This window comes from Streptomyces sp. GbtcB7, assembly GCF_019091445.1.
Classification (GTDB): Bacteria; Actinomycetota; Actinomycetes; order Streptomycetales; family Streptomycetaceae; genus Streptomyces; species Streptomyces mirabilis.
In genome coordinates this window covers 86,587-109,940 of the sequence record NZ_JAGXJM010000014.1, presented here as the reverse complement: position 1 = coordinate 109,940, position 23,354 = coordinate 86,587, and the positions used below count along the sequence as shown (strand labels likewise).

The window sequence follows — 23,354 nt, the reverse complement described above, 5'->3', positions numbered from 1 at the left end:
TCGTTCCCATGACAACGACCGCGCCCCGCGTCCCGGCGGCAGCTTCGAGGCCCCCTCTCCTCACCCGCCCCCTGCTGCTCCGTTTCGTGAGCATGGTCGGCGCCTCGGCGAGCTTCTTCCTGCTCCTGTCGGTCGTGCCCCGCTACGCCACGGCGTCGGGCGCGGGCCTGGCCACCGGCGCCCTGATGCTCTCCACGGTCCTGGGCGAACTGGCCGCTCCCCGCCTGGTCGCCCGCTACGGCTACCGGGTCGCGCTGATCACCGGGCTCACCCTGCTCGGCGCTCCCGCGCTGGTCCTGACCGCCTCCGACGGCATGGCGTGGATCGTGACGGTCTGTCTCGTCCGCGGCCTCGGCTTCGCGCTCACGCTCGTCGCGGGCGGCGCGCTCACCGCGACGCTCATTCCGGCCGAGCGGCGCGGGGAGGGCCTCGCGCTGGTGGGCGTGGTCTCAGGAGTGCCGTCGCTGATCGCGCTGCCGCTCGGCGTGTGGCTCGCCGCGCACGCCGGGTACGGGCCGGTCGCCGTGGCCGCGGGTGTGGCGGCGCTGGCCGCGATCGTCGCCGTACCGGGCCTGCCGGACCGGGAGCCGACGTCCGGGAAACCGGTGGGGGTGCTGGCCGGGCTGCGCACCGGTGGTCTGATGCGGCCCGGGGCCGTCTTCGCGACCACCGCCCTCGCCGCCGGGATCGTCGTCACGTTCCTGCCGCTGGCGGTCCCGGCCGCGTACGGCACGGTCGTCGCCGTGGCCCTCTTCGTGCAGCCGGCCGCGTCGACCGCGGCCCGTTGGGCGGCGGGGCGGTACGGCGACCGGCACGGGCCCGCGCGACTCCTGGTGCCCGGCCTGGTCCTCTCGGCCGGGGGCCTGTCGATCACGGCGGTGACCGGCAGTCCCGTCGCGGTCCTCGTCGGGGTCGCGGTCTTCGGCACCGGCTTCGGCATCGCCCAGAACGCCACGCTGACCCTGATGTACGCGCGCGTCCCGGCCTCCGGATACGGCACCGTCACCGCGCTGTGGAACATCGCGTACGACGGTGGCATGGGCGTCGGCGCGGCGGGTTTCGGCGTGCTGGCCGGGGTGACGGGGTATCCGTCGGCCTTCGCCGTCACCGCCGTAATGATGCTGGTGGCGCTGATCCCGGCGTACCGCGATGCGCGAGCCGATCGCGGGTCCGGCGCCACGCCGACCGGAGTCGTGGCCGGGTGACGCCTCAGTTCCGCGGCTCGGTCGCCCCCTCGATCACCCGTCGCAGCCCCTCCGTGAGGTCGTCCGCCGTGGAGGCGCTCGCCGGGTCGAAGAGCCACTGCACCATCAGACCGTTGAGCAGCGCCTGGTAGAAGCCGCCGAGGGACTGGACGGTGCGCTCGTCGAGCGTCTCCTCGTCCAGGCCCGTGAGCATCGCGACGAGCCCGGACCGTCCCTCGATCTGCGCCTTCGCCATCAGATTCCGCAGCTCCGGAACCCGCTCCCCCTGCGTCACGATCTCCATGCTGGCGGCCCAGACGGGCCGGAACTCCTCGAAGGACTCCAGCATCCGCGCCCACACGCTGTGGAACCGCTCCACGGAACCCCCGGGCGTGGCCTCGTGCTCCTGGTGAGGGGCGAACTTCTCGCCCCAGTCCTGCACCAGCTCCACGAAGGCCTGCGTCAGCAGCGCGTCCTTCGACCCGTAGTGGTAGCCGATGGACGCCAGGTTCGTCCCGGACTCCTTCACGATGTCGCGCGCCGTCGTGCGCACGAACCCCTTCTCCAGCAGGCAGCGCTTGGCGCCTTCGAGCAGATCCTCACGGTGTCCCATGCCGATCAGCGTACCCCCGATACAGACAACCGTCCCAGACGCTCGTTTTAAACAAGCGTACTAGACAAGCGTTTAAGACGTCCGTACAGTCCCTGTCATGACGCACTCGAAGCACTCGACGAGCACCACCCCCGCACCCGGCGGAGGCCTCGCCGGCCGCCGCGAATGGACCGCCCTCGGCGTCCTGATGCTTCCGCTGCTCCTGGTCTCGATGGACGTCTCGGTCCTCTACTTCGCGATCCCCGCGATCAGCGCGGACCTGGAGCCGAGCGGCACCCAGCAGCTGTGGATCTTCGACATCTACGCGTTCGTGCTCGCCGGACTGCTGATGACGATGGGCTCGCTCGGCGACCGCATAGGCCGCCGCAAGCTCCTCCTCCTCGGCGCCGCCGCCTTCGGCACCGCCTCGGTCATGGCCGCCTACGCCGACAGCGCCGAGATGCTGATCGCGGCCCGCGCGGTCCTCGGCATCGGTGGCGCCACCCTCATGCCGTCGACGATGGCGATCATCCGCACGATGTTCACCGACCCCGGGCAGCGCGCGAAGGCGATCGGTCTGTGGTCCGGCGTCATGACCGGCGGTATCGCGCTCGGTTCGGTGATGAGCGGTGTCCTCGTCGAGTACTTCTGGTGGGGCTCGGTCTTCCTCGTCAACCTGCCCGCGATGGTGCTGCTGCTGGTCCTCGGCCCGATCCTGCTCCCCGAGTCCAAGAACCCGGAACCGGGCCGTTTCGACCTGCTCAGCGTGCCGCTGTCGATGGCCGCCGTGCTGCCCGTCATCTACGGCGTGAAGGAAATCCCGTCCGAGGGCTGGAAGTTCGAGTACGGCGCCTCGATCGTCGTCGGTCTCGTCTTCGCCGCGCTCTTCGTCCAGCGGCAGCGCACCGCCAAGTCCCCGCTGATCTCACCCGAGTTGTTCCGGGGCCGGGGCTTCGCGCCCGCCGTCGTGCTCAACCTGGTCTCCGCGTTCGGGATGATGGGGTCGGCGTACTTCACCACGCAGTACCTGCAGTCGGTCCTCGGCAAGAGCTCCATGGAGGCCGCGCTGTGGTCACTGCTGCCGACGGTCCTGGTCGGGGTCGCCGCGCCGGTCGCCGCGCAGCTGGTGCAGAAGGGTGTCCACCGCGCCCACGTCGTCTCCGGCGGCTTCGTCCTCGCCGCGTGCGGCTACGGTCTGCTGGCCTTCACCGGGACCGACTCGATGTGGCTGGTCCTCGCCGGGGCCGGAGTCCTCGCCTCGGGGATCGTCACCGTGATGTCCCAGATGATGGATCTGGCGCTGGGTACCGCCCCCGTCGGCAACGCGGGCGCCGCGTCCTCGCTGCTGGAGACGGGTGCCGAGTTCGGCGGGGCGCTCGGTATGGCGGTCCTCGGGTCCATCGGTATGGCCGTCTACCGCCACGAGATTCCGTCCGGCGCCCCGGCGCCGGCCCGGGAGACCCTCGGCGGCGCGCTGGCGGTCGCCCACCGGTTGCCGGGCGGCGCGGGCGATGCGCTGGTGCGGGCCGCGCGGGAGGCGTTCACCAGTGGGATGCAGGCGGCGGCGATCGCGGGGGCGGTGTTGTTGCTCGGGGCGGCGGGGGTGGCGTCTGCGACGTTGCGGCGCGTACGGGTACGGGAGGTCAGGGCCGAGGCCCCCCACTCCGAACAGGCTCCCGCCTGACACCCCTTCACCAGGGCTACGCCCTTGGAACCCCGGCTGTGCGCTCCGACTACGGGGGGCGGGGTCCGATCGCGCAGTTCCCCGCGCCCCTCGGGCCGGGCTGCGCCCCGGACCCCCGCCCTCCCAAAGTGCTTTGCCTGCAGGCCGGTCGGGGCCGATCGCGCAGTTCCCCGCGCCCCTCGGGCGGGGCTACGCCCCGGACCCCCAGCCTCCCGAAGTGCCTTGCCTGCAGGCCGGTGGGGGCCGATCGCGCAGTTCCCCGCGCCCCTCAGGCCGGGGCTACGCCCCGGATCCCCTGCCTCCCTGAATGTTTCGTCTGCGGGCGGTGGGGGCCAGTCGCGCAGTTCCCCGCGCCCCTGAAAGCCCCGGCCCTGGCCCACGCCATCCAGCCGGTCCGGCGCTTGAGGACGAGGCCGAAGGCCGATACCCCACCCACCCCGCTCAACCCACCCACCCCGAGCCCACACCACCCAGCCCGTCCGGCGCCTGAGGACAAGGCCGAAGGCCGATACCCCACCCACCCCGCTCAACCCACCCACCCCGAGCCCACACCACCCAGCCCGTCCGGCGCCTGAGGACAAGGCCGAAGGCCGATACCCCACCCACCCCGCTCAACCCACCCACCCCGAGCCCACACCACCCAGCCCGTCCGGCGGTTGAGGACGAGGCCGTTCAGGGCGGTGAGGGGGCTGGGGGCGGAGCCCCGGGGATGGGACGGGTAGGGGCGGCGGGGGCGAGAACGGGAGCGGTGCGTTGTCGGTGGGGCGTGTCAGGATGGGCGGCGTGGCACAGACATCCGGTACGCCGTTCATCGGCCGGGACGACGAACTCGCCCGGCTCACCGGCGTGCTGGACCGCGCCCGCGCAGGCACCCCCCGCGCCGTCGTCCTCTCCGGAGACGCCGGCGTCGGCAAGACCCGCGTCCTGACGGAGGCCGCCGCACACGCCACGCGCACCGGCATGACGGTGCTCACCGGCCACTGCGTGGACCTAGGCGACGTGGGCCTGCCCTATCTGCCGTTCACGGAGATCCTCGGCGTGCTCGGCGGAGACGAGCGGTTCGCCGCCGCCCTCGCGGCACACCCGGCGGTCGACCGCCTGCTGGGCTCCGGCAGCGGGACGGACACGGACACCGTCAGCCGACTGCGGCTCTTCGAGGGCGTGGCCGGCCTGCTGGCGGACGCCGCCGACATCACCCCCCTCCTCCTCGTCCTCGAAGACCTCCACTGGGCGGACCAGTCATCGAGGGACCTCCTGCGCTTCCTCCTCAGCCGAGGCGTCCTGCAGAACCCGACCCCCGGCTCCCCCACCCACCACCTCGCCCTCTTCGCCTCGTACCGCTCGGACGACCTGCACCGCCGCCACCCCCTGCGCCCCCTGCTCGCCGAACTGGCCCGGCTCCCCTCCGTGGACCGGCTCGAACTGCGCCCCATGGCCGACGCCGAAGTGGCCCGCCTGGTGCGCGCCCTGCGGACGGACGCGCTCTCCGACACCACCGTCCGCCGCATCGTCGACCGCGCCGAGGGCAACGCCTTCTACGCGGAGGAGTTGCTCGCCGCGCTGCCTGGCGACCTCGACCCGGCGGCGCCCGCCATGCCGAGCGGCCTCGCCGACCTCCTCCTCATCCGGATCGAGCAACTCTCCGACACCGCCCAGCAGGTGCTGCGCACGGCCGCGGTCGCCGGGCGGCGCGTCGAGCACGACCTGCTGCGTGACGCCGTACAACTGCCCGAGGACAAGCTGGAGTCGGCGTTGCGGGAGGCCGTGGGACGGCAGCTGCTGGTCCCCGGCGACGACGCCACGTACTCCTTCCGGCACGCCCTCACCCGTGAGGCCGTCTACGCCGATCTGCTGCCCGGCGAGCGGGTCCGGCTGCACGGCGCGTTCGCCAAACTCCTCGCCGGTCCCGGTCACACGGCGGAGAGCGCGGCCGAGCGCGCCCATCACTCGCGGGAGAGCCACGATCTCGCGGACGCGCTGACCGCCTCGCTGGAAGCCGCCGACCACGCCCAGCGGGTCGGCGCGCCCGCCGAGGAGCTGCACCACGTGGAGGCCGCGCTCGAACTGTGGCCCGCCGTGGACCCCGGCGCCCGCCCCCGCAACGGCGACCCGGTCACGCTCACCCTGCGCGCCTCCGCCGCCGCCGCGCACGCCGGGGAGACCCACCGGGCGGTCTCCCTCACCCGCGCCGCACTCGCCAGGGCGGGGTCGGACGCGGACTCGGAGCTCGCCGCCCGCGTCCGCTACACCCTCGCGGGCAATCTGATGCGCGTCGACAGTCTGAAGGCCGCCTTCACCTACAGCAGCGAGGCACTGGCCATGATCCCGGCCGAGCCCCCGTCGCACACCTGGGTGTGGGCGGCGGCCACCCATGCCATGGCCGCGCGGTACATGGGCCACGACGAGGACGCCGAGCGCGTCGCCCGGCAGGCGCTGCGCACCGCCGAGGAGCTCCGACTCACCGACGCCCAGGCCGACTTGATCATCTCCCTGGTCGGTCTGGAGGACCACAACCGGCGTACGGCCGAGGGCCGGGAGCGGCTTCGGCAGGCCCGTGACCTGGCCCGGCGCGCCGGCAATGTATCCGTCGAGATGCGCGCGCTGTTCAACCTCGCCATCGGGGCCTACGAGTCCGGGGCCCTGGACGAGTGCCTGACCTGGCTCGCCGAGGGACTCGAGCGGGCGAACCGCTCCGGCCTCGTCTCCTCCCCGTACGCGCTGGAGCTGCGCTACCTCCAGTCCCTGATCCTCTACACCCTGGGCCGCTGGGACGAGTGCGCGCGGGCCGCCGCCGTCGATGCCGAACGGCTGCCACCGGCGGGCGGCTTCGCCGTCGGGCCCGCGTTGTACGTCGCCCTGGCGCGCGGCGAGGAAGGGGCCGCCGAGCGGGCCCGCGCGCTGCTCGCCGGACCGTTCGACTGGATGGCCACACTCGTCGCGGGCATCGTGCTGACCGACGCCGCCGCCCTGCGCGGCGACCCCGAGGGCGCCGTCGCCTCCGTACGTGCGACGCTCGCATCGCTCAGCGACGGCTCCGGCAGCGAGCGGCCCGACATCGGTGTGCGGCTCGCGGCGCTGGCTCTGTCGGCGGTCGCGGACGCCGCCGTCGAGCTGCGTCTGACCGGCGACGAGGCGGGCGCCCGGCGCTGGGCGGACCTAGCGACCGAGCTGGTGGAGGTGGCCCGGAGCACGGCCGCTAAGGGGGAGGACGGCTCGCGGCAGGGCCCGGAGGGGCTGGCCTGGCTCGCCCGCGCCGAGGCGGAGTGGCTGCGCGCGCGCTCGGGTCCCGAGGTGGCCGCCTGGGAGCAGGCGGTCGCCGCGTTCGACTACGGCGATCCCTATGAACTGGCCCGCTGCGAAAGACGGTTGGCCGAGGCGCTGCTCGTGGCGGACCGTCGGGAGGAGGCCGTCGAGCGGGCCCGCGCGGCGCGCGACACCGCCGTCCGGCTCGGCGCCGTACCGCTGCGCGAGGAGCTGGACACCCTGATCCGGCGCGGTCGGCTCGCCGACTCACCGTCCGCCGCGGACCGTGTCCCGGCGCTGACCGCCCGCGAGAGCGATGTCCTGAGGCTGCTGGCGCGCGGCCGTACCAACCGTCAGATCGGCGAGGAACTGTTCATCACGGGGAAGACGGCGAGCGTGCACGTCTCCAACATCCTCGCCAAGCTGGGCGCCTCGGGCCGCACCGAGGCCGTGGCCATCGCCTACCGGGAGGGGCTGGTCGAGCCGCCCCACGGCCCCCGCGCATGACCGGGGCCCGGTCACCTGAGGTGACCGGGCCCCGGCCCGCGTACTGCGCCCGCGTACTGCGAAGGTCAGACGAGGTTCACCGAGCGCGCCGAGGTGGCGCCGATCTCCTCGGCCACCTCGCTCAGTACGTTCTGCGGGACCGTGTCGTCGACGGTGAGGACCGCGAGGGCCTCGCCGCCCGCGGTGGAACGCGCGACCTGCATGCCGGCGATGTTGATGCCCGCCTCGCCGAGGATGCGGCCGACGGTGCCGACGACACCGGGACGGTCCTCGTAGCTCAGCACGACCATGTGCGCGGCGAGCGCGAGGTCCACGTCGTACTCACCGACGGCGACGATCTTCTGCAGGTGCTTGGGGCCGGCCAGCGTGCCGGAGACCGAGACCTCCTGGCCGTCGCCGAGCGTGCCGCGCACGGTGACCACGTTGCGGTGGTCGGGGGACTCCGAGCTCGTGGTCAGACGGACCTCGACGCCGCGCTCCTGCGCGAACAGCGGGGCGTTGACGTACGACACCGTCTCGTCGACGACGTCCTCGAACACGCCCTTGAGCGCGGAGAGTTCGAGCACCTTGACGTCGTGCTGGGTGATCTCGCCGTACACCTCGACGTCGAGGCGGACCGCGACCTCGCCCGCGAGGGCGGTGAAGATGCGGCCGAGCTTCTCGGCGAGCGGCAGACCGGGCTTGACGTCCTCGGCGATGACACCGCCCTGCACGTTCACCGCGTCCGGGACGAGCTCACCGGCGAGGGCGAGGCGCACCGAGCGGGCGACGGAGACACCGGCCTTCTCCTGCGCCTCGTCCGTGGAGGCTCCGAGGTGCGGGGTGCAGACGACCTGGTCGAGCTCGAAGAGCGGGGAGTCCGTGCAGGGCTCCTTCGCGTACACGTCGAGGCCGGCGCCGGCGACGCGGCCCTCCTTGAGCGCCGAGAACAGCGCCTCCTCGTCGACGATCCCGCCGCGCGCGGCGTTGACGATCCGCACCGACGGCTTGACCTTGTGCAGCGCCTCGTCGCCGATGAGACCGACCGTCTCGGGGGTCTTCGGCAGGTGCACGGTGATGAAGTCCGAGACCTCGAGCAGCTCGTCGAGGGAGAGGACCTTGACGCCCATCTGCGCGGCCCGGGCAGGCTGGACGTAGGGGTCGTAGGCGACGACCTTCATGCCGAACGCGGACATGCGCTGGGCGACCAGCGCGCCGATGCGGCCGAGGCCGACGACACCGAGGGTCTTCTCGGCGAGCTCGACGCCGGTGTACTTCGAGCGCTTCCACTCGCCGTTCTTCAGCGCCGAGTTGGCCTGCGGGATGTGGCGCGCGGTGGCGAGGAGGAGGCCGCAGGCCAGCTCGGCCGCGGTCACGATGTTCGAGGTGGGGGCGTTGACGACCATCACGCCGGCCTTGGTGGCGGCGGAGACGTCGACGTTGTCCAGGCCGACGCCGGCTCGTGCGACGACCTTGAGCTTCTTCGCGGCGGCGACGGCCTCCGCGTCGACCTTGGTGGCCGAACGGATCAGGATCGCGTCGACGTCGGCGATCGCGGGCAGCAGCTCGGCGCGGTCCGCGCCGTTGCAGTGCCGGATCTCGAAGTCCGGGCCCAGGGCGTCAACAGTCGCGGGCGACAGCTCTTCAGCGATGAGTACGACAGGTTTCGAGCTCACGTGAGTCCTCACAGGTCCAATGCGGACGGCCGTCCCGACGGCCGCAGGCGGTGGAGGGTTGTCGCGGCCTCGGGGAAGTTCCGGGCGGCGTGGGGCGTGCCTTCACTTCTTCGGGGTCGCTTGAGCCGCGTGGAAGACGCACGACGCTGTGGGCCTGACGCGTATGTTGTGCAGCAGTGTAGTGCCGCTACGGGGGCCTTCTTGCGCCTCCGTGGAAGGATCACCCGTCCGTGGCTGGACGGGGTGGACAACGTCGCGCTCACGGGCGTTACCCAGGGTTGGCCGAAGGGGCCGGAGCGGATGCTCCGGCCCCTCGGCCGTACGGCTTACGCCTCGTCGTTGACCCACGACATGAGCTTGCGGAGCTCCTTGCCGGTGGTCTCCAGGAGGCTGTTCTCGTCCTGCGTCTTGTACTCGTTGTACTTCTTCAGGCCGGAGTGGTACTCCTCCATCCAGTTCTTGGCGAAGGTGCCGTCCTGGATCTCCGCGAGGACCTTCTTCATCTCGGCCTTGGTGGCGTCCGTGATGATCCGCGGGCCGGTGACGTAGTCGCCCCACTCGGCGGTCTCGGAGACCGACCAGCGCATCTTCTCCAGGCCGCCCTCGTACATGAGGTCGACGATGAGCTTCAGCTCGTGGAGGCACTCGAAGTACGCGATCTCCGGCTGGTAGCCGGCCTCGGTCAGCGTCTCGAAGCCCGCCTTGACCAGCGCCGCGGTGCCACCGCAGAGAACGGCCTGCTCACCGAACAGGTCGGTCTCGGTCTCCTCCGTGAAGGTCGTCTTGATGACGCCCGCGCGGGTGCCGCCGATGCCCTTGGCATAGGACAGGGCGAGCGGGAAGGCGCTGCCCGTGGAGTCCTGCTCGACGGCCGCGATGCAGGGAACGCCGCGACCCTCCTCGTACTGGCGGCGCACCAGGTGGCCCGGGCCCTTGGGGGCGACCATGCACACGTCGATGCCGGCCGGGGGCTTGATGAAGCCGAAGCGGATGTTCAGACCGTGGCCGAAGAACAGCGCGTCGCCGTCCTTCAGGTTGTCCTTGATGGACTCCTCGTAGACCTGGGCCTGGATCGGGTCCGGCACCAGGATCATGATGACGTCGGCCTCGGCCGCGGCCTCCGACGGCGTCACCACGCGCAGGCCCTGCTCCTCGGCCTTGGCCTTGGACTTGGAGCCCTCGTGCAGACCGACGCGGACGTCGACACCCGAGTCGCGCAGCGACAGCGCGTGGGCGTGGCCCTGGCTGCCGTAGCCGATGACCGCGACCTTGCGGCCCTGGATGATGGACAGGTCGGCGTCGTCGTCGTAGAACAGCTCGGCCACTGGGGTTCTCCTTGGTGTGCGGTGTTGCGTCCCACCGTACGGCGGGCGGGGGAAGGGAAGTTTTCGGGTCTCGGTATACGGGCGGTCGGTGATCGCCGACCGCCCCTACCAAGGATCAGGCTGATCGGTCGAGCGCGCGAAGCGAGCGGTCCGTGATCGAACGCGCCCCGCGTCCGATCGCGATCGTGCCGGACTGGACGAGCTCCTTGATGCCGAACGGCTCCAGCATCTTGAGCATGGCCTCCAGCTTGTCGCTGCCGCCGGTGGCCTCGATGGTGACGGCCTCCGGTGAGACGTCCACGGTCTTGGCGCGGAACAGCTGGACGATCTCGACGATCTGGGAGCGCGTCTCGTTGTCGGCGCGCACCTTCACCAGAACGAGTTCGCGCTGCACCGCCGAGCCGGGTTCCAGTTCGACGATCTTCAGCACGTTGACGAGCTTGTTGAGCTGCTTGGTGACCTGTTCGAGCGGCAGCGCCTCGATCACGTTCACCACGATGGTGATGCGCGAGATGTCGGGATGCTCGGTGACACCGACGGCGAGCGAGTCGATGTTGAAGCCGCGGCGGGAGAACAGGGCGGTGATCCGGGCGAGGACACCCGGCTTGTTCTCGACGAGGACGGAGAGGGTGTGCTTGGTGCTCATGGTGGTGGACTCGGCTCTCTCTCGGTCTCAGTCGTCTTCGTTGTCGCCGAAGTCGGGGCGGACGTCCCGGGCGGCCATGATCTCGTCGTTCGAGGTGCCGGCGGCGACCATCGGCCACACCATGGCGTCCTCGTGCACGATGAAGTCGACCACGACGGGGCGGTCGTTGATCGAGTTCGCCTCCGCGATGACCTTGTCGAGGTCCTCGGGGGACTCGCAGCGGATCGCGTGGCAGCCCATGGCCTCCGACAGCTTCACGAAGTCGGGGACGCGGGTGCCGGCGCTCGGCTGCTTGCCGTCCGCGTCCGGGCCGGAGTGCAGCACGGTGTTGGAGTAGCGCTGGTTGTAGAAGAGGGTCTGCCACTGGCGGACCATCCCGAGGGCGCCGTTGTTGATGATGGCGACCTTGATCGGGATGTTGTTCAGGGCGCAGGTGGTGAGCTCCTGATTGGTCATCTGGAAGCAGCCGTCACCGTCGATCGCCCAGACCGTCCTGCCCGGCTGACCGGCCTTGGCGCCCATCGCGGCCGGGACCGCGTAGCCCATCGTTCCGGCGCCGCCGGAGTTCAGCCAGGTCGCGGGCTGCTCGTACTGGACGTAGTGCGCGGCCCACATCTGGTGCTGGCCGACGCCCGCCGCGAAGATGGTGCCCTCGGGGGCGAGCTGTCCGATGCGCTCGATGACCTGCTGCGGGGACAGGGAGCCGTTGTCCGGCTGCTCGTAGCCCAGCGGGTAGGTCTCGCGCCAGCGGTTGAGGTCCTTCCACCAGGCGGCGTAGTCGCCGGCGTGGCCCTCGCTGTGCTCCTTCTGCACGGCCTGGACCAGGTCGGCGATGACCTCGCGGGCGTCACCGACGATCGGCACGTCCGCGGCGCGGTTCTTGCCGATCTCGGCCGGGTCGATGTCGGCGTGGACGATCTTGGCGTACGGGGCGAAGCTGTCCAGCTTGCCGGTGACGCGGTCGTCGAAGCGGGCTCCGAGGGCGACGATCAGGTCGGCCTTCTGCAGCGCGGTGACGGCGGTGACCGCACCGTGCATGCCCGGCATTCCCACGTGCAGCGGGTGGCTGTCGGGGAATGCGCCGAGCGCCATCAGGGTGGTGGTGACGGGCGCTCCGGTGAGTTCTGCGAGGACCTTCAGCTCGGCGGTGGCCTTGGCCTTGAGGACGCCGCCGCCGACGTAGAGGACGGGCCGCTTGGCCTGGGTGATCAGCTTGGCGGCCTCGCGGATCTGCTTGGCGTGCGGCTTGGTCACCGGGCGGTAGCCGGGCAGGTCCTGGGTGGGCGGCCACTGGAAGGTGGTCTGCGCCTGGAGGGCGTCCTTGGCGATGTCGACGAGGACGGGGCCCGGGCGTCCGGTGGAGGCGATGTGGAAGGCCTCCGCGATCGTCCTCGGGATGTCCTCGGCCTTGGTCACCAGGAAGTTGTGCTTGGTGATCGGCATGGTGATGCCGACGATGTCCGCCTCCTGGAAGGCGTCCGTGCCGATCGCCTTGGACGCGACCTGCCCGGTGATCGCCACGAGCGGCACCGAGTCCATGTGCGCGTCCGCGATCGGCGTCACCAGGTTGGTGGCACCCGGGCCGCTGGTCGCCATGCAGACGCCGACCTTGCCGGTGGCCTGCGCGTAACCGGTGGCCGCGTGACCCGCGCCCTGCTCGTGCCGCACGAGCACGTGCCGCACACGCGTGGAGTCCATCAGCGGGTCGTACGCCGGAAGGATCGCGCCGCCGGGAATGCCGAATACCGTCTCGGCCCCGACCTCCTCAAGCGAGCGGATGAGGGACTGCGCTCCCGTGACGTGCTCGGGGGCGGACTGCTGTCCTCCGGAACGGGGCCGCGGCTGCGGGTGATGGGCCCCGGTGGCCTGCTCGGTCATCGGCATTCTCTTCTCGATGCTGAGGGTTTTTGCGAGTTTTGTGCGATGTACGACTGGTGCCTGTGCAACAAAAAACCCCTCGTGCCGTGAGGCAAGCGAGGGGAGCGCGCCGGGTGCGGTCGCTGGGTGTTCCGGGTCCGTCCGGTGGTCACCAGCTTCAGCCGACGCGCTTTCCAAGTACGAGAATTCGGGTGCGCATGGCATTGACCCTCCCCCCGGCACGCACTGACTGTCAAGTGGGTGGGACGGGAGTCTCATTATGTGAGCGGAGGGCCGTACCGCCCCCGAAGACTGCGGGCACACCACTCGTATACACCCCCGCGCCGCCGCCCGCGAACGCGGGCTCGGCCGGGCCGTGCGGCACCGGGTAGTGGCCGCAGGACAGCGCTCTGCGCAGCCGGTACTCGTCGAGCGGGCCGGAGAAGGCCATGCCCTGTCCGTGCGTGCAGCCCATCGCGCGCAGGGCGACGACCTGCTCGGGCAGGTCCACACCGTCGGCCACGGACTGCAGCCCGAGGTCGGTGGCGATCCTCAGCAGCCCGCTGGTGATCTTGTGCAGCCGGGCGGACTCGACGACACCCTCCACGAGGCCCCGGTCGAGCTTCAGTACGTCGACGGGCAGCCTTCTGAGCGTCGTGATGGCCGCGTAGCCACTGCCGAATCCGTCCAGGGCGATCCGGACGCCGAGCCGCCGCAGCGCGTTCAGTCGCCGCTCCAGCTCGTCCAGGGAGACCCTGGGGTCGGTGTCGGCCAGCTCGACGATCAGGGAGCCGGAGGCGAGCCCGTGCCGGGTCAGCAGGGCCTCCACGGAGCCGAGAGGCATCGAGCGGTCCAGCAGACGCCGGGCGCTCATCCGCACGGCGACGGGCACCGCGACACCCGCGACGGCCCGCTCGGCGGCCTGCTCGACCGCCTCCTCGAGCATCCATCGGCCCAGCTCGGCGGTCTTGTCGCTGTCCTCGGCGACGCGCAGGAACTCCGCCGGAGTGAAGAGCACCCCTTGGGAGGAACGCCAGCGGGCCTGGGCGGTGACCGTCACGATCCGGCCGTTCCCGAGGCAGACCACGGGCTGGTGGAGCAGTGCGAACTCGCCGTCCTGGAGTGCGGAGCGCAGCCGGGTGGCCAGCTCCGCTTTCCGTACGACGTCCTGCTGCATCTGGGGCGCGTACAGCTCGACGCGGCCCTTTCCGGCCGCCTTGGCCCGGTACATGGCGAGGTCGGCGTTGCGCAGCAACTCGCCCGCTCCCAGGCCCGGTTCGGCGAAGCCGACGCCGATGGACGCGGCGACGCGGACATCGTTGCCGCCGATGGCGTACGGCTGGGAGAGCTTGATCCGCAGCCGGTCGGCGAGCTCCAGGATCTGCTGTTCGCGCGCGCCCCGGTCGCGGCTGCCGTCGCCGACGATGAGCGCCGCGAACTCGTCGCCGCCGAGGCGGGCGGCGGTGTCGCCCTGCCGCACCGAGTCCTGGAGTCTGCGGGCGGCCTGGACGAGGAGCTCGTCGCCGGCCTGGTGCCCGATCGTGTCGTTGACGGCCTTGAAACCGTCGAGGTCGATGAAGAGGACGGCCGTGCCGCGCAGGGCGGCGCCGCGGTCGGTGGAGCGGCGGCCGGACAGGGCCTGCTGAACACGCCGGGTGAACAGCGCGCGGTTAGGCAGGTCGGTGAGCGGATCGTGTTCGGCGTTGTGCTGGAGCTGCGCCTGGAGCCGGACCCGCTCGGTCACGTCACGGCTGTTGAAGATGAGGCCGCCGTGGTGTCGGTTGACGGTGGACTCCACATTGAGCCAGCCGCCGTCGCCGGACTTGAAGCGGCACTCGATGCGGGTGGTGGGCTCCTCCAGGTGGCTGGCGGCCAGGAAGCGGCGCACCTCGTGCACCACGCAGCCGAGGTCCTCGGGGTGGATGAGGGAGGCGAGCTCGGAGCCGACGAGCTCCTCGGCGTTGCGGCCGTAGACCCCGGCGGCGGCCGGGCTGACGTACCGCAGGATGCCGTTCGGTGCGGCGATCATGATGACGTCGCTGGAGCCCTGCACCAGGGAGCGGAAGTGGTTCTCCTGCTGGGCCAGCTCCTGGGTGAGGGTGATGTTGTCGAGCAGCATGATGCCCTGGCGCACCACGAGGGCGAGTACGACGAGGCCGGCCGTGATGAGCACGACGCGGTCGACGCTGCGGCCGTTCAGGACGTTGTAGAGAATGCCCAGCGTGCACACGGCGGCGGCCAGGTAGGGCGTGAGTGCGGCCAGTGATCCGGCGATCGGACGGGTGGTCGGGTACCGGTTGTGGCCACCGTCCTGAGACCCCTGTGATCCCTGTGATCCCTGTGATCCCTGTGATCCCTGTGATCCCTGTGATCCCTGTGATCCCTGTGATCCCTGATGCCCTTGAGATCCCTGAGAATCCTGAGATCCCTGGGTGATCCCTGGTCCGCCCTGGCGGGGCCCCGGGATGTGCTCGTGCACCACGCGCGCGTGCCCGTCCCTACGGGGCTCCTCCGTGCCGTGACCGTCGGCGGCCGGCTGTCCGAGCCGGGGACCGACCCACGGCGCGTACGCGAGGAGCAGTGACCCGGCGAACCAGCCCGCGTCGAGGAGCTGCCCGGAGTGGTAGGTGTTGTGCAGGAGGGGCGAGGTGAACAGGGCGTCGCACATCACGGTCAGGGCGAGCGCGCCGATCGCGGTGTTCACCGCCGAGCGGTTCACCGACGAGCGCCTGAAGTGCAGCGCGAGCACCATGCTGACCAGGGCGATGTCCAGCAGCGGGTACGCCAGCGAGAGCGCGGTGTGCGCGACGCTCGGCCCGTCGAACTTCGCCGCCTGGGCGAGCGCGAGGCTCCAGGACAGCGTGAGCAGGGAACCGCCGATCAGCCAGGAGTCGAGCGCCAGGCAGACCCAACCCGCCTTGGTCACGGGCCTCTTGGCTAGCACGAGCAGTCCTACGATGGCGGGCGGAGCGAAACAGAGGAAGAAGAGATCGGCGTAGCTGGGACTCGGGACCTGGCGGTCGAGGACGACCTCGTACCACCCCCAGACTCCGTTGCCCAGCGAGGCCATGGTGGAGGAGAGCGCGAACAGCAGCCACGCGGGTCGAAAGCGGCTGCGGCGGCTGCGGGCGTAGAGGAAGCAGGAGACCGCGGCGGTGCCCGCGGCGGCGCTCAGCCCGAAGTCGCCCATGAACAGCGCGAGGCTCGCGGAGCCCCAGCCGAGCGCGGAACCGAAGGCGTAGCCCGCGCACACCAGGGCCAGCACGAGTTGCGGAATCAGGCCCGTCCCACCGCCGTACAACGGCCGCCGGGACAGCAGCGCCCCGGGGGAGCTCACCGGGCCCACCCGGTCCACGCGGGGTCCCGCTGGCCCGTGTGCGCTGGGTGCGCATGCCTTCTGCGGCCGCTGTGCCCGCGGTGGTGATGGCCACCGTGACCACCATGGCCGCCGTGGCCGCGTCTGCGCGTGGCCGCGCGCCAGGGTCGTCGGCGGTCCCGCCGCGTCGGATCGTTGGTCCATAGGCCGTGCATCGCCCGTCGCCCCCCTCGCAGTCCGAATGTCCATCCCCGGCGCCGAACGGTGCGCGGCGCAGCCCCTGTCGGGACGATACACCAGTCTCGTCACTCAGGGACATAGTGCCTCTACGCTCCGTGACGATCAGCGGCGGCGCGGACACCGCCCGCATTCGCCGGACTGCGGAGGGTGTCCGAAGCTGGCTACGCGCCCGTCGTAAGGACCACGTTGCCCAGGGGTTCCCGGTTCACGAAACGATTCAACTGCGCGGTCAGAAGCCGCTTGGCGCGCGGCAGGAACGCGGAGGTGGGGCCGCCGACATGGGGGCTGATGAGTACGCCGGGCGTCTGCCACAAGGGATGTCCCTGGGGCAGCGGCTCCGGATCGGTGACGTCGAGGGCCGCGGTGAGGCGCCCGCTGTCCAGCTCGGCGAGCAGCGCCTTGGTGTCGACGACGGGCCCGCGGGCGACGTTCACCAGCAGTGCGCCGTCCTTCATCCGGGCCAGGAACTCGGCGTTCACCAGGCCCCGTGTGCTGTCGGTGAGGGGCGTGGCGAGCACCACGATGTCGGCCTCGGGGAGCAGTGCGGGCAGTTCCGTGAGTGGGTGCACCGGACCGCGCGCCGAGGTGCGCTCGGAGCGCGCGACGCGCGCCACCCGCGCTACTTCGAAGGGTGTGAGCCGGTCTTCGATCGCGGATCCGATCGAGCCGTAGCCCACGATCAGTACGGACTTGTCGGCCAGCGCCGGGTGGAATCCGGAGTGCCACTCCCCCTTGTCCTGCGCCCGTACGAAGTCGGGGACGCCCCGCAGCGAGGCGAGGATCAGCGTGAGCGCGAGCTCGGCGGTGCTCGCCTCGTGCACTCCGCGTGCGTTGCACAACTGCACGCCCGGGGGCAGGGACTGCACGCCCTGCAAGACGTGGTCGACCCCGGCGGAGAGCGTCTGCACGACCCGCACGGAGGTCATTTCGGGCAGCGGCCGCTGCCCGACGCCGGGCGCCTTCATATAGGGGACGACGTAGAACTCGCAGTCCGCGGGATCCGCGGGAAACTCCTGGTCGCCGTCCCAGAAGCGGTAGCTCAGGCCCTCGGGGAGGCCCTCGATCTCGTCGGCGTGAAAGGGAAGCCACACATCGGAAGTCATGGTCAGGAGGCTATGCCAGGCGCCCGGTCGCGCAGAGGTTAGGGCCTGTCCGGCGGATCAGGCCGCAGGAAACGAGCGGTGCCTCATCGACGCTGGCGAGCGGGGCTTGGTGCGTGCAGCTGCAAGGCGGAGGAGGGCGTCGACGCGATGGGGGTCCCCCCTGCTCGAGCGAAGCCGAGAGCTTGGGGGAGTCGGCTGTCGACGACAACGCCGCAGATGTGCGTGCCAAGCCCCGCGTCTGCGGCATGATCCACCGGACAGGCCCTAGGTTGGGGTGCCGGAAGAAGGAGGGTCAGGGCCAGGTGGAGCGCAGGACGATCGGCGCGGCAACGCTCGATGTGGGGGCGATCGGGCTCGGGTGCATGCCGATGAGCTGGGCGTACACCTGTTCGCGACAGCGCGGTGAGGAGTCGCTGCGCGCGGTGCACGCGGCGCTCGACCGGGGGTCGACGCTGCTCGACACGGCCGACATGTACGGGCCCTTCACCAACGAGCTGTTGGTGGGGCGGGTGTTGAAGGAGCGGCGCTCCGAGGCCTTCGTGTCGACGAAGGTGGGGCTGCTGGTGGGCGAGCAGCACATCGTGGCCAATGGGCGCCCCGGCTATGTGCGGCGGGCGTGCGACGCTTCGCTGCGCCGCCTCCAGACCGATGTGATCGACCTGTACCAACTGCACCGCGCGGACCCGGAGGTTCCGGTCGAGGAGACGTGGGGCGCGATGGCCGACCTGGTGTCGGCCGGAAAGGTGCGCTCGCTCGGGCTGTGCGCGGTGGGCGCCAGGTCCGCCCGTCGTGCGGGGGCGCGGCTGCACGACGGAACGATTCGGCAACTGGAGCGGGTACAGCAGGTCTTCCCGGTGAGCGCGGTGGAGGCGGAGCTGTCGGTGTGGTCGACGGAGGCGCTGGACGCGCTGCTGCCGTGGTGCGCGGCGCGCGGGGTGGGCTTCCTGGCGGCGATGCCCCTGGGCAACGGCTTCCTGTCCGGCACGCTCACCCCCGGCGAGGGGTTCGAACCCGATGACCTGCGTGCCCGCCACCCCCGCTTCACGGCCGAGATGATGGCCGCGAACCAGCCCATCGTCGTCGGGCTGCGGCGCATCGCCCGGCGCCACGGCCTGCTCGGGAACACGGTCACGCCGGCCCAGGTGGCGCTGGCCTGGGTGCTGGCCCAGGGGCCGCACGTGGTCCCGGTACCGGGGGCCAAGCGGGAGCGGTGGGTCACGGAGAACGCCGGAGCGGCGGGGCTGCGGCTGACGGCGGAGGACCTGGCGGAGGTGGCGGCGCTGCCGGGGGCACGGGGATCCTGGGACTGAGGCCGCCCCGCCCCGGAGGGACCGGGTGTTCCGGTTCGGGAACCCCCGGGACTCGCGCGGTGTATGAACAGTAGGACCGCCGCGTCGAAGGGACCTCTGATCGTGCAACGTCGAGTGATGAAGGCCGTGTTGGCCGCGGCAGCGCTGGTGGTGACGGCCGGCTGTTCCTCCGGCGGTGGAGGAGGGGCGCCGATCGGCGGCCTGAGCCCGTCGTCGAGCGGTACGGGGACGGGGGCGTCGTCCGCCCCGCGGGCCACCGAGACGGCCGCGCCCGCCAAGGGCTCGGTGAACGTGGTGCGCACCGTCACCGAGGACCTCAAGTCGCCCTGGGGCCTGGCGCCGTTGCCGGAGGGTGGCCTGCTGGTGTCCTCGCGGGACGAGGGGACGATCACACGGGTCGACGAGAAGACCGGCAAGAAGACCGAACTGGGCCAGGTGCCCGGCGTGGCCCCCGCCGGCGAGGGCGGCCTCCTCGGCATCGCGCTCTCCCCCGCGTACGCCTCCGACCACATGATCTACGCGTACTTCACGACGGCCTCGGACAACCGCATCGTCCGCATGCTGTACGACGGGAAGAAGCCGTCCGGGGAGCAGCTCGGGGCGCCGGACACGATCTTCAAGGGCATCCCCAAGGGGATGATCCACAACGGTGGGCGGATCGCCTTCGGTCCCGACCGGATGCTGTACGCGGGGGCGGGCGAGACGGGTGACCGGGGGCAGGCCCAGGACACGAAGGCGCTCGGCGGCAAGATCCTGCGGATGACGCCGGACGGCGATCCGGCGCCCGGCAACCCCTTCGACAACTCGGTGGTCTACTCGTACGGCCATCGCAATGTGCAGGGCCTCGCCTGGGACGACAAGCAGCGGTTGTGGGCGTCCGAGTTCGGTCAGGACACCTGGGACGAGCTGAACCAGATCAAGCCGGGCGACAACTACGGCTGGCCGGTGGTCGAGGGCAGGAGCGACGACCCGAAGTACCACAACCCGGTCGCCCAGTGGCACACCGACCAGGCCTCCCCGAGCGGTATCGCCTACGCCGAGGGCTCCATCTGGATGGCGGGGCTGCGCGGCCAACGGCTGTGGCGCATCCCGTTGAAGGGCACGGAGGCCGCCGCCGCCCCGCAGGCCTTCTTGAAGGGCGAGTACGGCCGGCTGCGCACGGTGGTCGCGGCGGGCGGCGACAAGCTCTGGCTCGTGACGAGCGAGACGGACGGCCGCGGCAGCCCCGGCAAGGGCGACGACAGGATTCTGGAGCTGGAGGTGAAGTAGGCGTCCGGCCTCAGGACTCGTCCGGCTCCGACACGGAGTCCTCCCCCGTGTCGCCCTGCCCGCCCTCCCGCTCCTGGTCTCGCTCCCGCTTGGGCAGCCGTACGACCACCTTGCCGGAGGTCAGGTCTATGGGGCCGCGGCCCGGGTCACCGTCGTTCAGGTCCACGCGGCTCAGTTCGAGCCGCTTGCGTTCGTCGTCGGTGTGCTTGCGGCCTGGTGCGAAGAGCTCCTCGAACATGTTGAACACGGCGCCTCCCTCGGCCCGGGTCCCTGCCAGCGTATGCCTCAGCCCGCCGTCCGGGCAGTGGGGGCCTCCTGGGGGAACAACCGCAGTCGGTGCGCCAGCGCCGCCGCCTCCCCCCGGCCCGAGACGTCCAGCTTGGCCAGGATGTTCGAGACATGGACGCTGGCGGTCTTCGGGGAGATGAAGAGTTCCTCGGCGATCTGACGGTTGCTGCGTCCGGCGGCGACCAGGCGCAGGACGTCGCGCTCACGGCTGGTGAGGCCGAGGGCCTCGGCCGGGTCGGCGGGAGCCGGGGCCGACGGCTCGGGGGCGCGGCCCAGGGCGAGGCGGGCCCGCTGGGCGAGGAGCGCGACGGTGTCGGCGAGCGGGCGGGCGCCGAGGTGGCCGGCCGCCGCCCCGGCCAGCCGCAGAAGCTCCGTGGCGCGGGCTCGGTCGTCCTCGTCGGCGCCCGCGATCAGCAGGGACTCGGCGAGACGGTGCCGGACACGGGCGAGGTCGTAGGGGCGCTCCAGCGGTTCGAAGGCGGTGACCGCCTCGGACCACTCGTGCGGGTCGGCCGTGCCCTCGGCGCGGCGGAGCTCGGCGCGTACCCACTGTTCGTGGGCGAGCCAGACGGGTGCTCCGGTGGCCAGGGACTTGGCGGCCTTGCGCAGCCGCTCCAGGGTCCCGGCGCGGCCCGCCTCGGCGACGGGCAGTCCGCGGGCGTCGGCCTCCGCGGTGGCGGCGGCGAGCAGCAGCGGCCAGCCGTAGCGCTGGGTGCCGGGCGGGAAGCCCGCGTCGAGAGCGTCCTCCAGGGCGGCGCGGGCGTCGAGGAGGCGTCCCTCTCCGGCGGCGATGCCGATCGCGGTGCGGACCAGGGGCAGCGAGTGCTGCGGCATGGGGTCGTGGGTGCCGAAGTGGGCGCGGGCGGCGGTGAGTTGACGTGCCGCTTCGGCGAGGTCGCCGCGGGCGAGCGCGAGATCCGCGAGGCGCATGGCACCGCTGCCGGACGGTTTGCCGCTGAGCCCGACACCCAGCGCGTTGCGCGCGGCCTCGACGGCCTCGTCCCACTGGCCGAGCGCGTAGAGCGACTCCGAGAGGTTGCCCCACACCCAGGCCTCGGTGTCCAACAGACCGGATTTACGGGCGAGTTCGATGCCCTCGCGCAGGACCGTCACCGCTTCCCGGGACCGGCCCACGGACTCCAGGGCGGACGGCAGGTTGATGTGCACGCGCCCCGTGACCATGGACGTGGTGTGCCGGAGCACCCGCTCCTTGACCTCGCACATCTCCGCGATGCCCGTCTCCACGTCGCCCGCGTCGACCATGAGGCCGCCGAGCGTGAGCCGGGCGTTCAGCTCGATGTCCCGGGCGCCCACCATGCGCGCGTACTCCACGGCGCGCTCGGCGGCCGAGAGGGCGCCGGGACCCGGTTCGTGCAGCATGCACCAGGCGGCGACCATGGAGAGCACCTCGGCGTGCACCTCCGACGGCGGCAGGCCGCGCACCAGGTCCTGGGCGGTGGCGAGCTCCGTCCAGCCGTCCCCGCGGGCCTGTGCCTGCACCAGGCGGGAACGCTGGATCCAGAACCAGGCGGCACGGAGGGGGTCGTCCTCGTCCTCCAGGACGCGCAGCGCCCGCTTGGTGATCTTCAGGGCGCGCTCGCGCTCCCCGCACAGCCGGCCCGCGACGGCGGCCTCGGCCATCAGGTCGAGGTAGCGCAGGGGGGTGGTGGCCGGGTCGCAGCCACAGGGTGGGAAGACCTCCACGTAGTCGATGGGGCGCAGCTCGTCCCGTACGGCTTCGGGGGTGGCCTCCCACAGCTCCATCGCACGCTCCAGGAGCCTGAGTTGCTCGGAGTGGGCGTGCCGGCGGCGGGCCTCGACGGAGGCGTCGAGGACGGCGGGGAGGGCCTTGGCCGCGTCGTGCGCGTGGTACCAGTAACTGGCCAGGCGGGTGGCGCGCTCGTCGGCCGGGACGAGCGTGGGGTCGGCCTCCAGGGCTTCGGCGTAGCGGCGGTTGAAACGGGAGCGCTCACCGGGGAGCAGGTCGTCGCTGACGGCCTCGCGGACCAGGGAGTGGCGGAAGCGGTAGCCGTCGCCGCCGGGTGAGACGTGCAGGATGTTAGCGCCGACGGCGACGCGCAGCGCCTCGATGAGGTCGTCCTCGGCGAGCCGGGCGACGGCGGCGAGCAGCGGGTACTCGACGGTGGAGCCGCCCTCGGCGACGATCCGGGCGATGCGCTGGGCGCTCTCGGGGAGGCCTTCGACGCGGACGAGGAGCAGGTCGCGCAGGGAGTCGGTGAGCCCGGTGCGGCAGCCCTGGTGGGCGGCGACGGCGAGCTCCTCGACGAAGAACGCGTTGCCGTCGGAGCGTTCGAAGATGTCGTCGACCTGGGCGGGGTCGGGTTCGTGGGCGAGGATGCCGGCGATCTGACGGCCGACCTCGGCGCGGCTGAAGCGGCCGAGTTCGATACGGCGGACCGTGCGGAGGCGGTCGAGTTCGGCCAGGAGGGGGCGCAGGGGGTGGCGGCGGTGGATGTCGTCGGCGCGGTAGGTGGCGATGACGACGAGGCGGCCGCTGCGCAGGGTGCGGAAGAGGTAGGCCAGCAGGTGGCGGGTGGAGGCGTCGGCCCAGTGCAGGTCTTCGAGCGCGACGACGACGGTACGGTCGGCGGCGACGCGCTCCAGGAGGCGGGCGGTGAGCTCGAAGAGGCGGGCCATGCCCTCCTCGTCGGGCCGGCCGCCGCGGCCGGCCTCGCCCAGCTCGGGCAGCAGCCGGGCCAGCTCGTCCTCCTGTCCGGCGGCCGCGGCGGCGAGCTCGTCGGGGAGCAGTCGGCGCAGGGCGCGCAGGGCGGTGGAGAACGGGGCGAAGGGCAGTCCGTCGGCGCCGATCTCCACACAGCCGCCGCTCACGAAGACGGCGCCCTCGCGGACGGCCGCGGTGGCGAACTCCTCGAGCAGGCGGGTCTTTCCGACCCCGGCCTCACCGCCGAGCAGCAACGCCTGCGGCTCTCCCCCAGTGCTCAACGCCTGGGAGGTACCCCCAGTGACAGTACGGGCGAGCGCGTCGTGCAGGACGCCGAGTTCGTCGGTGCGACCGACGAACACCGGGCTGACGGACCGGGTTTCCACAGGCCCGAGCATCGCACAGGGGTCTGACAGTGCGGCACTGATTATCGAGCGGGCGACCGCCGCCCC

The 23,354-nt window shown here is 71.8% G+C and carries 14 protein-coding genes; 5 read left to right on the top strand and 9 right to left on the bottom strand.

Annotated features, from left to right (window positions below; all coding sequences use genetic code 11):
- Positions 1-8: 8 nt before the first annotated feature.
- Positions 9-1,205 (top strand): MFS transporter, encoded by a 1,197-nt coding sequence (locus KVT44_RS23505; protein ID WP_217568388.1) that lies wholly within the window; start codon positions 9-11, stop codon positions 1,203-1,205.
- A gap of 4 nt (positions 1,206-1,209) precedes the next feature.
- Here KVT44_RS23505 and KVT44_RS23500 read toward each other — a convergent pair whose 3' ends face one another.
- Positions 1,210-1,797, bottom strand: coding sequence for a TetR/AcrR family transcriptional regulator (locus KVT44_RS23500; RefSeq protein ID WP_217568387.1), 588 nt, complete (start codon positions 1,795-1,797; stop codon positions 1,210-1,212).
- A gap of 97 nt (positions 1,798-1,894) precedes the next feature.
- Here KVT44_RS23500 and KVT44_RS23495 point away from each other — a divergent pair, with 97 nt between their 5' ends.
- Both KVT44_RS23495 and KVT44_RS23490 read left to right on the top strand, forming a co-directional pair.
- Positions 1,895-3,460 carry an MFS transporter gene (locus tag KVT44_RS23495; protein ID WP_217568386.1) on the top strand — a complete coding sequence of 522 codons (1,566 nt, stop codon included), beginning with the start codon at positions 1,895-1,897 and terminating at the stop codon, positions 3,458-3,460.
- A gap of 774 nt (positions 3,461-4,234) precedes the next feature.
- The gene (locus KVT44_RS23490) at positions 4,235-7,210 is read left to right on the top strand and encodes a helix-turn-helix transcriptional regulator (protein ID WP_217568385.1); all 2,976 of its coding nucleotides are present in this window, start codon (positions 4,235-4,237) and stop codon (positions 7,208-7,210) included.
- A 65-nt stretch (positions 7,211-7,275) separates the two neighbouring features.
- On the opposite strand, the gene serA is transcribed toward KVT44_RS23490, so the two are convergent.
- From serA to KVT44_RS23460, 6 genes are all read right to left on the bottom strand, one after another.
- Positions 7,276-8,865 (bottom strand): phosphoglycerate dehydrogenase, encoded by a 1,590-nt coding sequence (serA, locus tag KVT44_RS23485; RefSeq protein WP_217568384.1) that lies wholly within the window; start codon positions 8,863-8,865, stop codon positions 7,276-7,278.
- A 326-nt stretch (positions 8,866-9,191) separates the two neighbouring features.
- The gene (gene ilvC / locus KVT44_RS23480) at positions 9,192-10,190 is read right to left on the bottom strand and encodes a ketol-acid reductoisomerase (protein ID WP_054234574.1); all 999 of its coding nucleotides are present in this window, start codon (positions 10,188-10,190) and stop codon (positions 9,192-9,194) included.
- Between the two features lie 115 nt (positions 10,191-10,305).
- A complete protein-coding gene (gene ilvN, locus KVT44_RS23475) occupies positions 10,306-10,836 on the bottom strand; it encodes an acetolactate synthase small subunit (protein ID WP_054234575.1) in 531 nt (176 codons plus the stop codon).
- A 27-nt stretch (positions 10,837-10,863) separates the two neighbouring features.
- Positions 10,864-12,720 (bottom strand): acetolactate synthase large subunit, encoded by a 1,857-nt coding sequence (locus KVT44_RS23470; protein ID WP_075031604.1) that lies wholly within the window; start codon positions 12,718-12,720, stop codon positions 10,864-10,866.
- A 226-nt stretch (positions 12,721-12,946) separates the two neighbouring features.
- Positions 12,947-16,030 carry a bifunctional diguanylate cyclase/phosphodiesterase gene (locus KVT44_RS23465; RefSeq protein ID WP_217568383.1) on the bottom strand — a complete coding sequence of 1,028 codons (3,084 nt, stop codon included), beginning with the start codon at positions 16,028-16,030 and terminating at the stop codon, positions 12,947-12,949.
- A gap of 380 nt (positions 16,031-16,410) precedes the next feature.
- Positions 16,411-17,352 (bottom strand): 2-hydroxyacid dehydrogenase, encoded by a 942-nt coding sequence (locus tag KVT44_RS23460; RefSeq protein WP_217568382.1) that lies wholly within the window; start codon positions 17,350-17,352, stop codon positions 16,411-16,413.
- A gap of 302 nt (positions 17,353-17,654) precedes the next feature.
- Between KVT44_RS23460 and KVT44_RS23455 the strand changes: the two genes are divergently transcribed.
- Positions 17,655-18,662: an aldo/keto reductase gene (locus KVT44_RS23455; RefSeq protein ID WP_099920525.1), complete on the top strand. Its 1,008-nt coding sequence runs from the start codon at positions 17,655-17,657 to the stop codon at positions 18,660-18,662.
- A gap of 117 nt (positions 18,663-18,779) precedes the next feature.
- Entirely contained in the window at positions 18,780-19,931 is a 1,152-nt protein-coding gene (locus KVT44_RS23450; RefSeq protein ID WP_217568381.1) for a sorbosone dehydrogenase family protein, read from the top strand.
- 10 nt (positions 19,932-19,941) lie between these two features.
- Here the strand turns inward: KVT44_RS23450 and KVT44_RS23445 are convergent, their stop codons facing one another.
- The gene (locus tag KVT44_RS23445) at positions 19,942-20,178 is read right to left on the bottom strand and encodes a DUF6191 domain-containing protein (protein WP_099920527.1); all 237 of its coding nucleotides are present in this window, start codon (positions 20,176-20,178) and stop codon (positions 19,942-19,944) included.
- A 38-nt stretch (positions 20,179-20,216) separates the two neighbouring features.
- Positions 20,217-23,300: a helix-turn-helix transcriptional regulator gene (locus tag KVT44_RS23440; RefSeq protein WP_217568380.1), complete on the bottom strand. Its 3,084-nt coding sequence runs from the start codon at positions 23,298-23,300 to the stop codon at positions 20,217-20,219.
- Positions 23,301-23,354 lie beyond the last annotated feature (54 nt).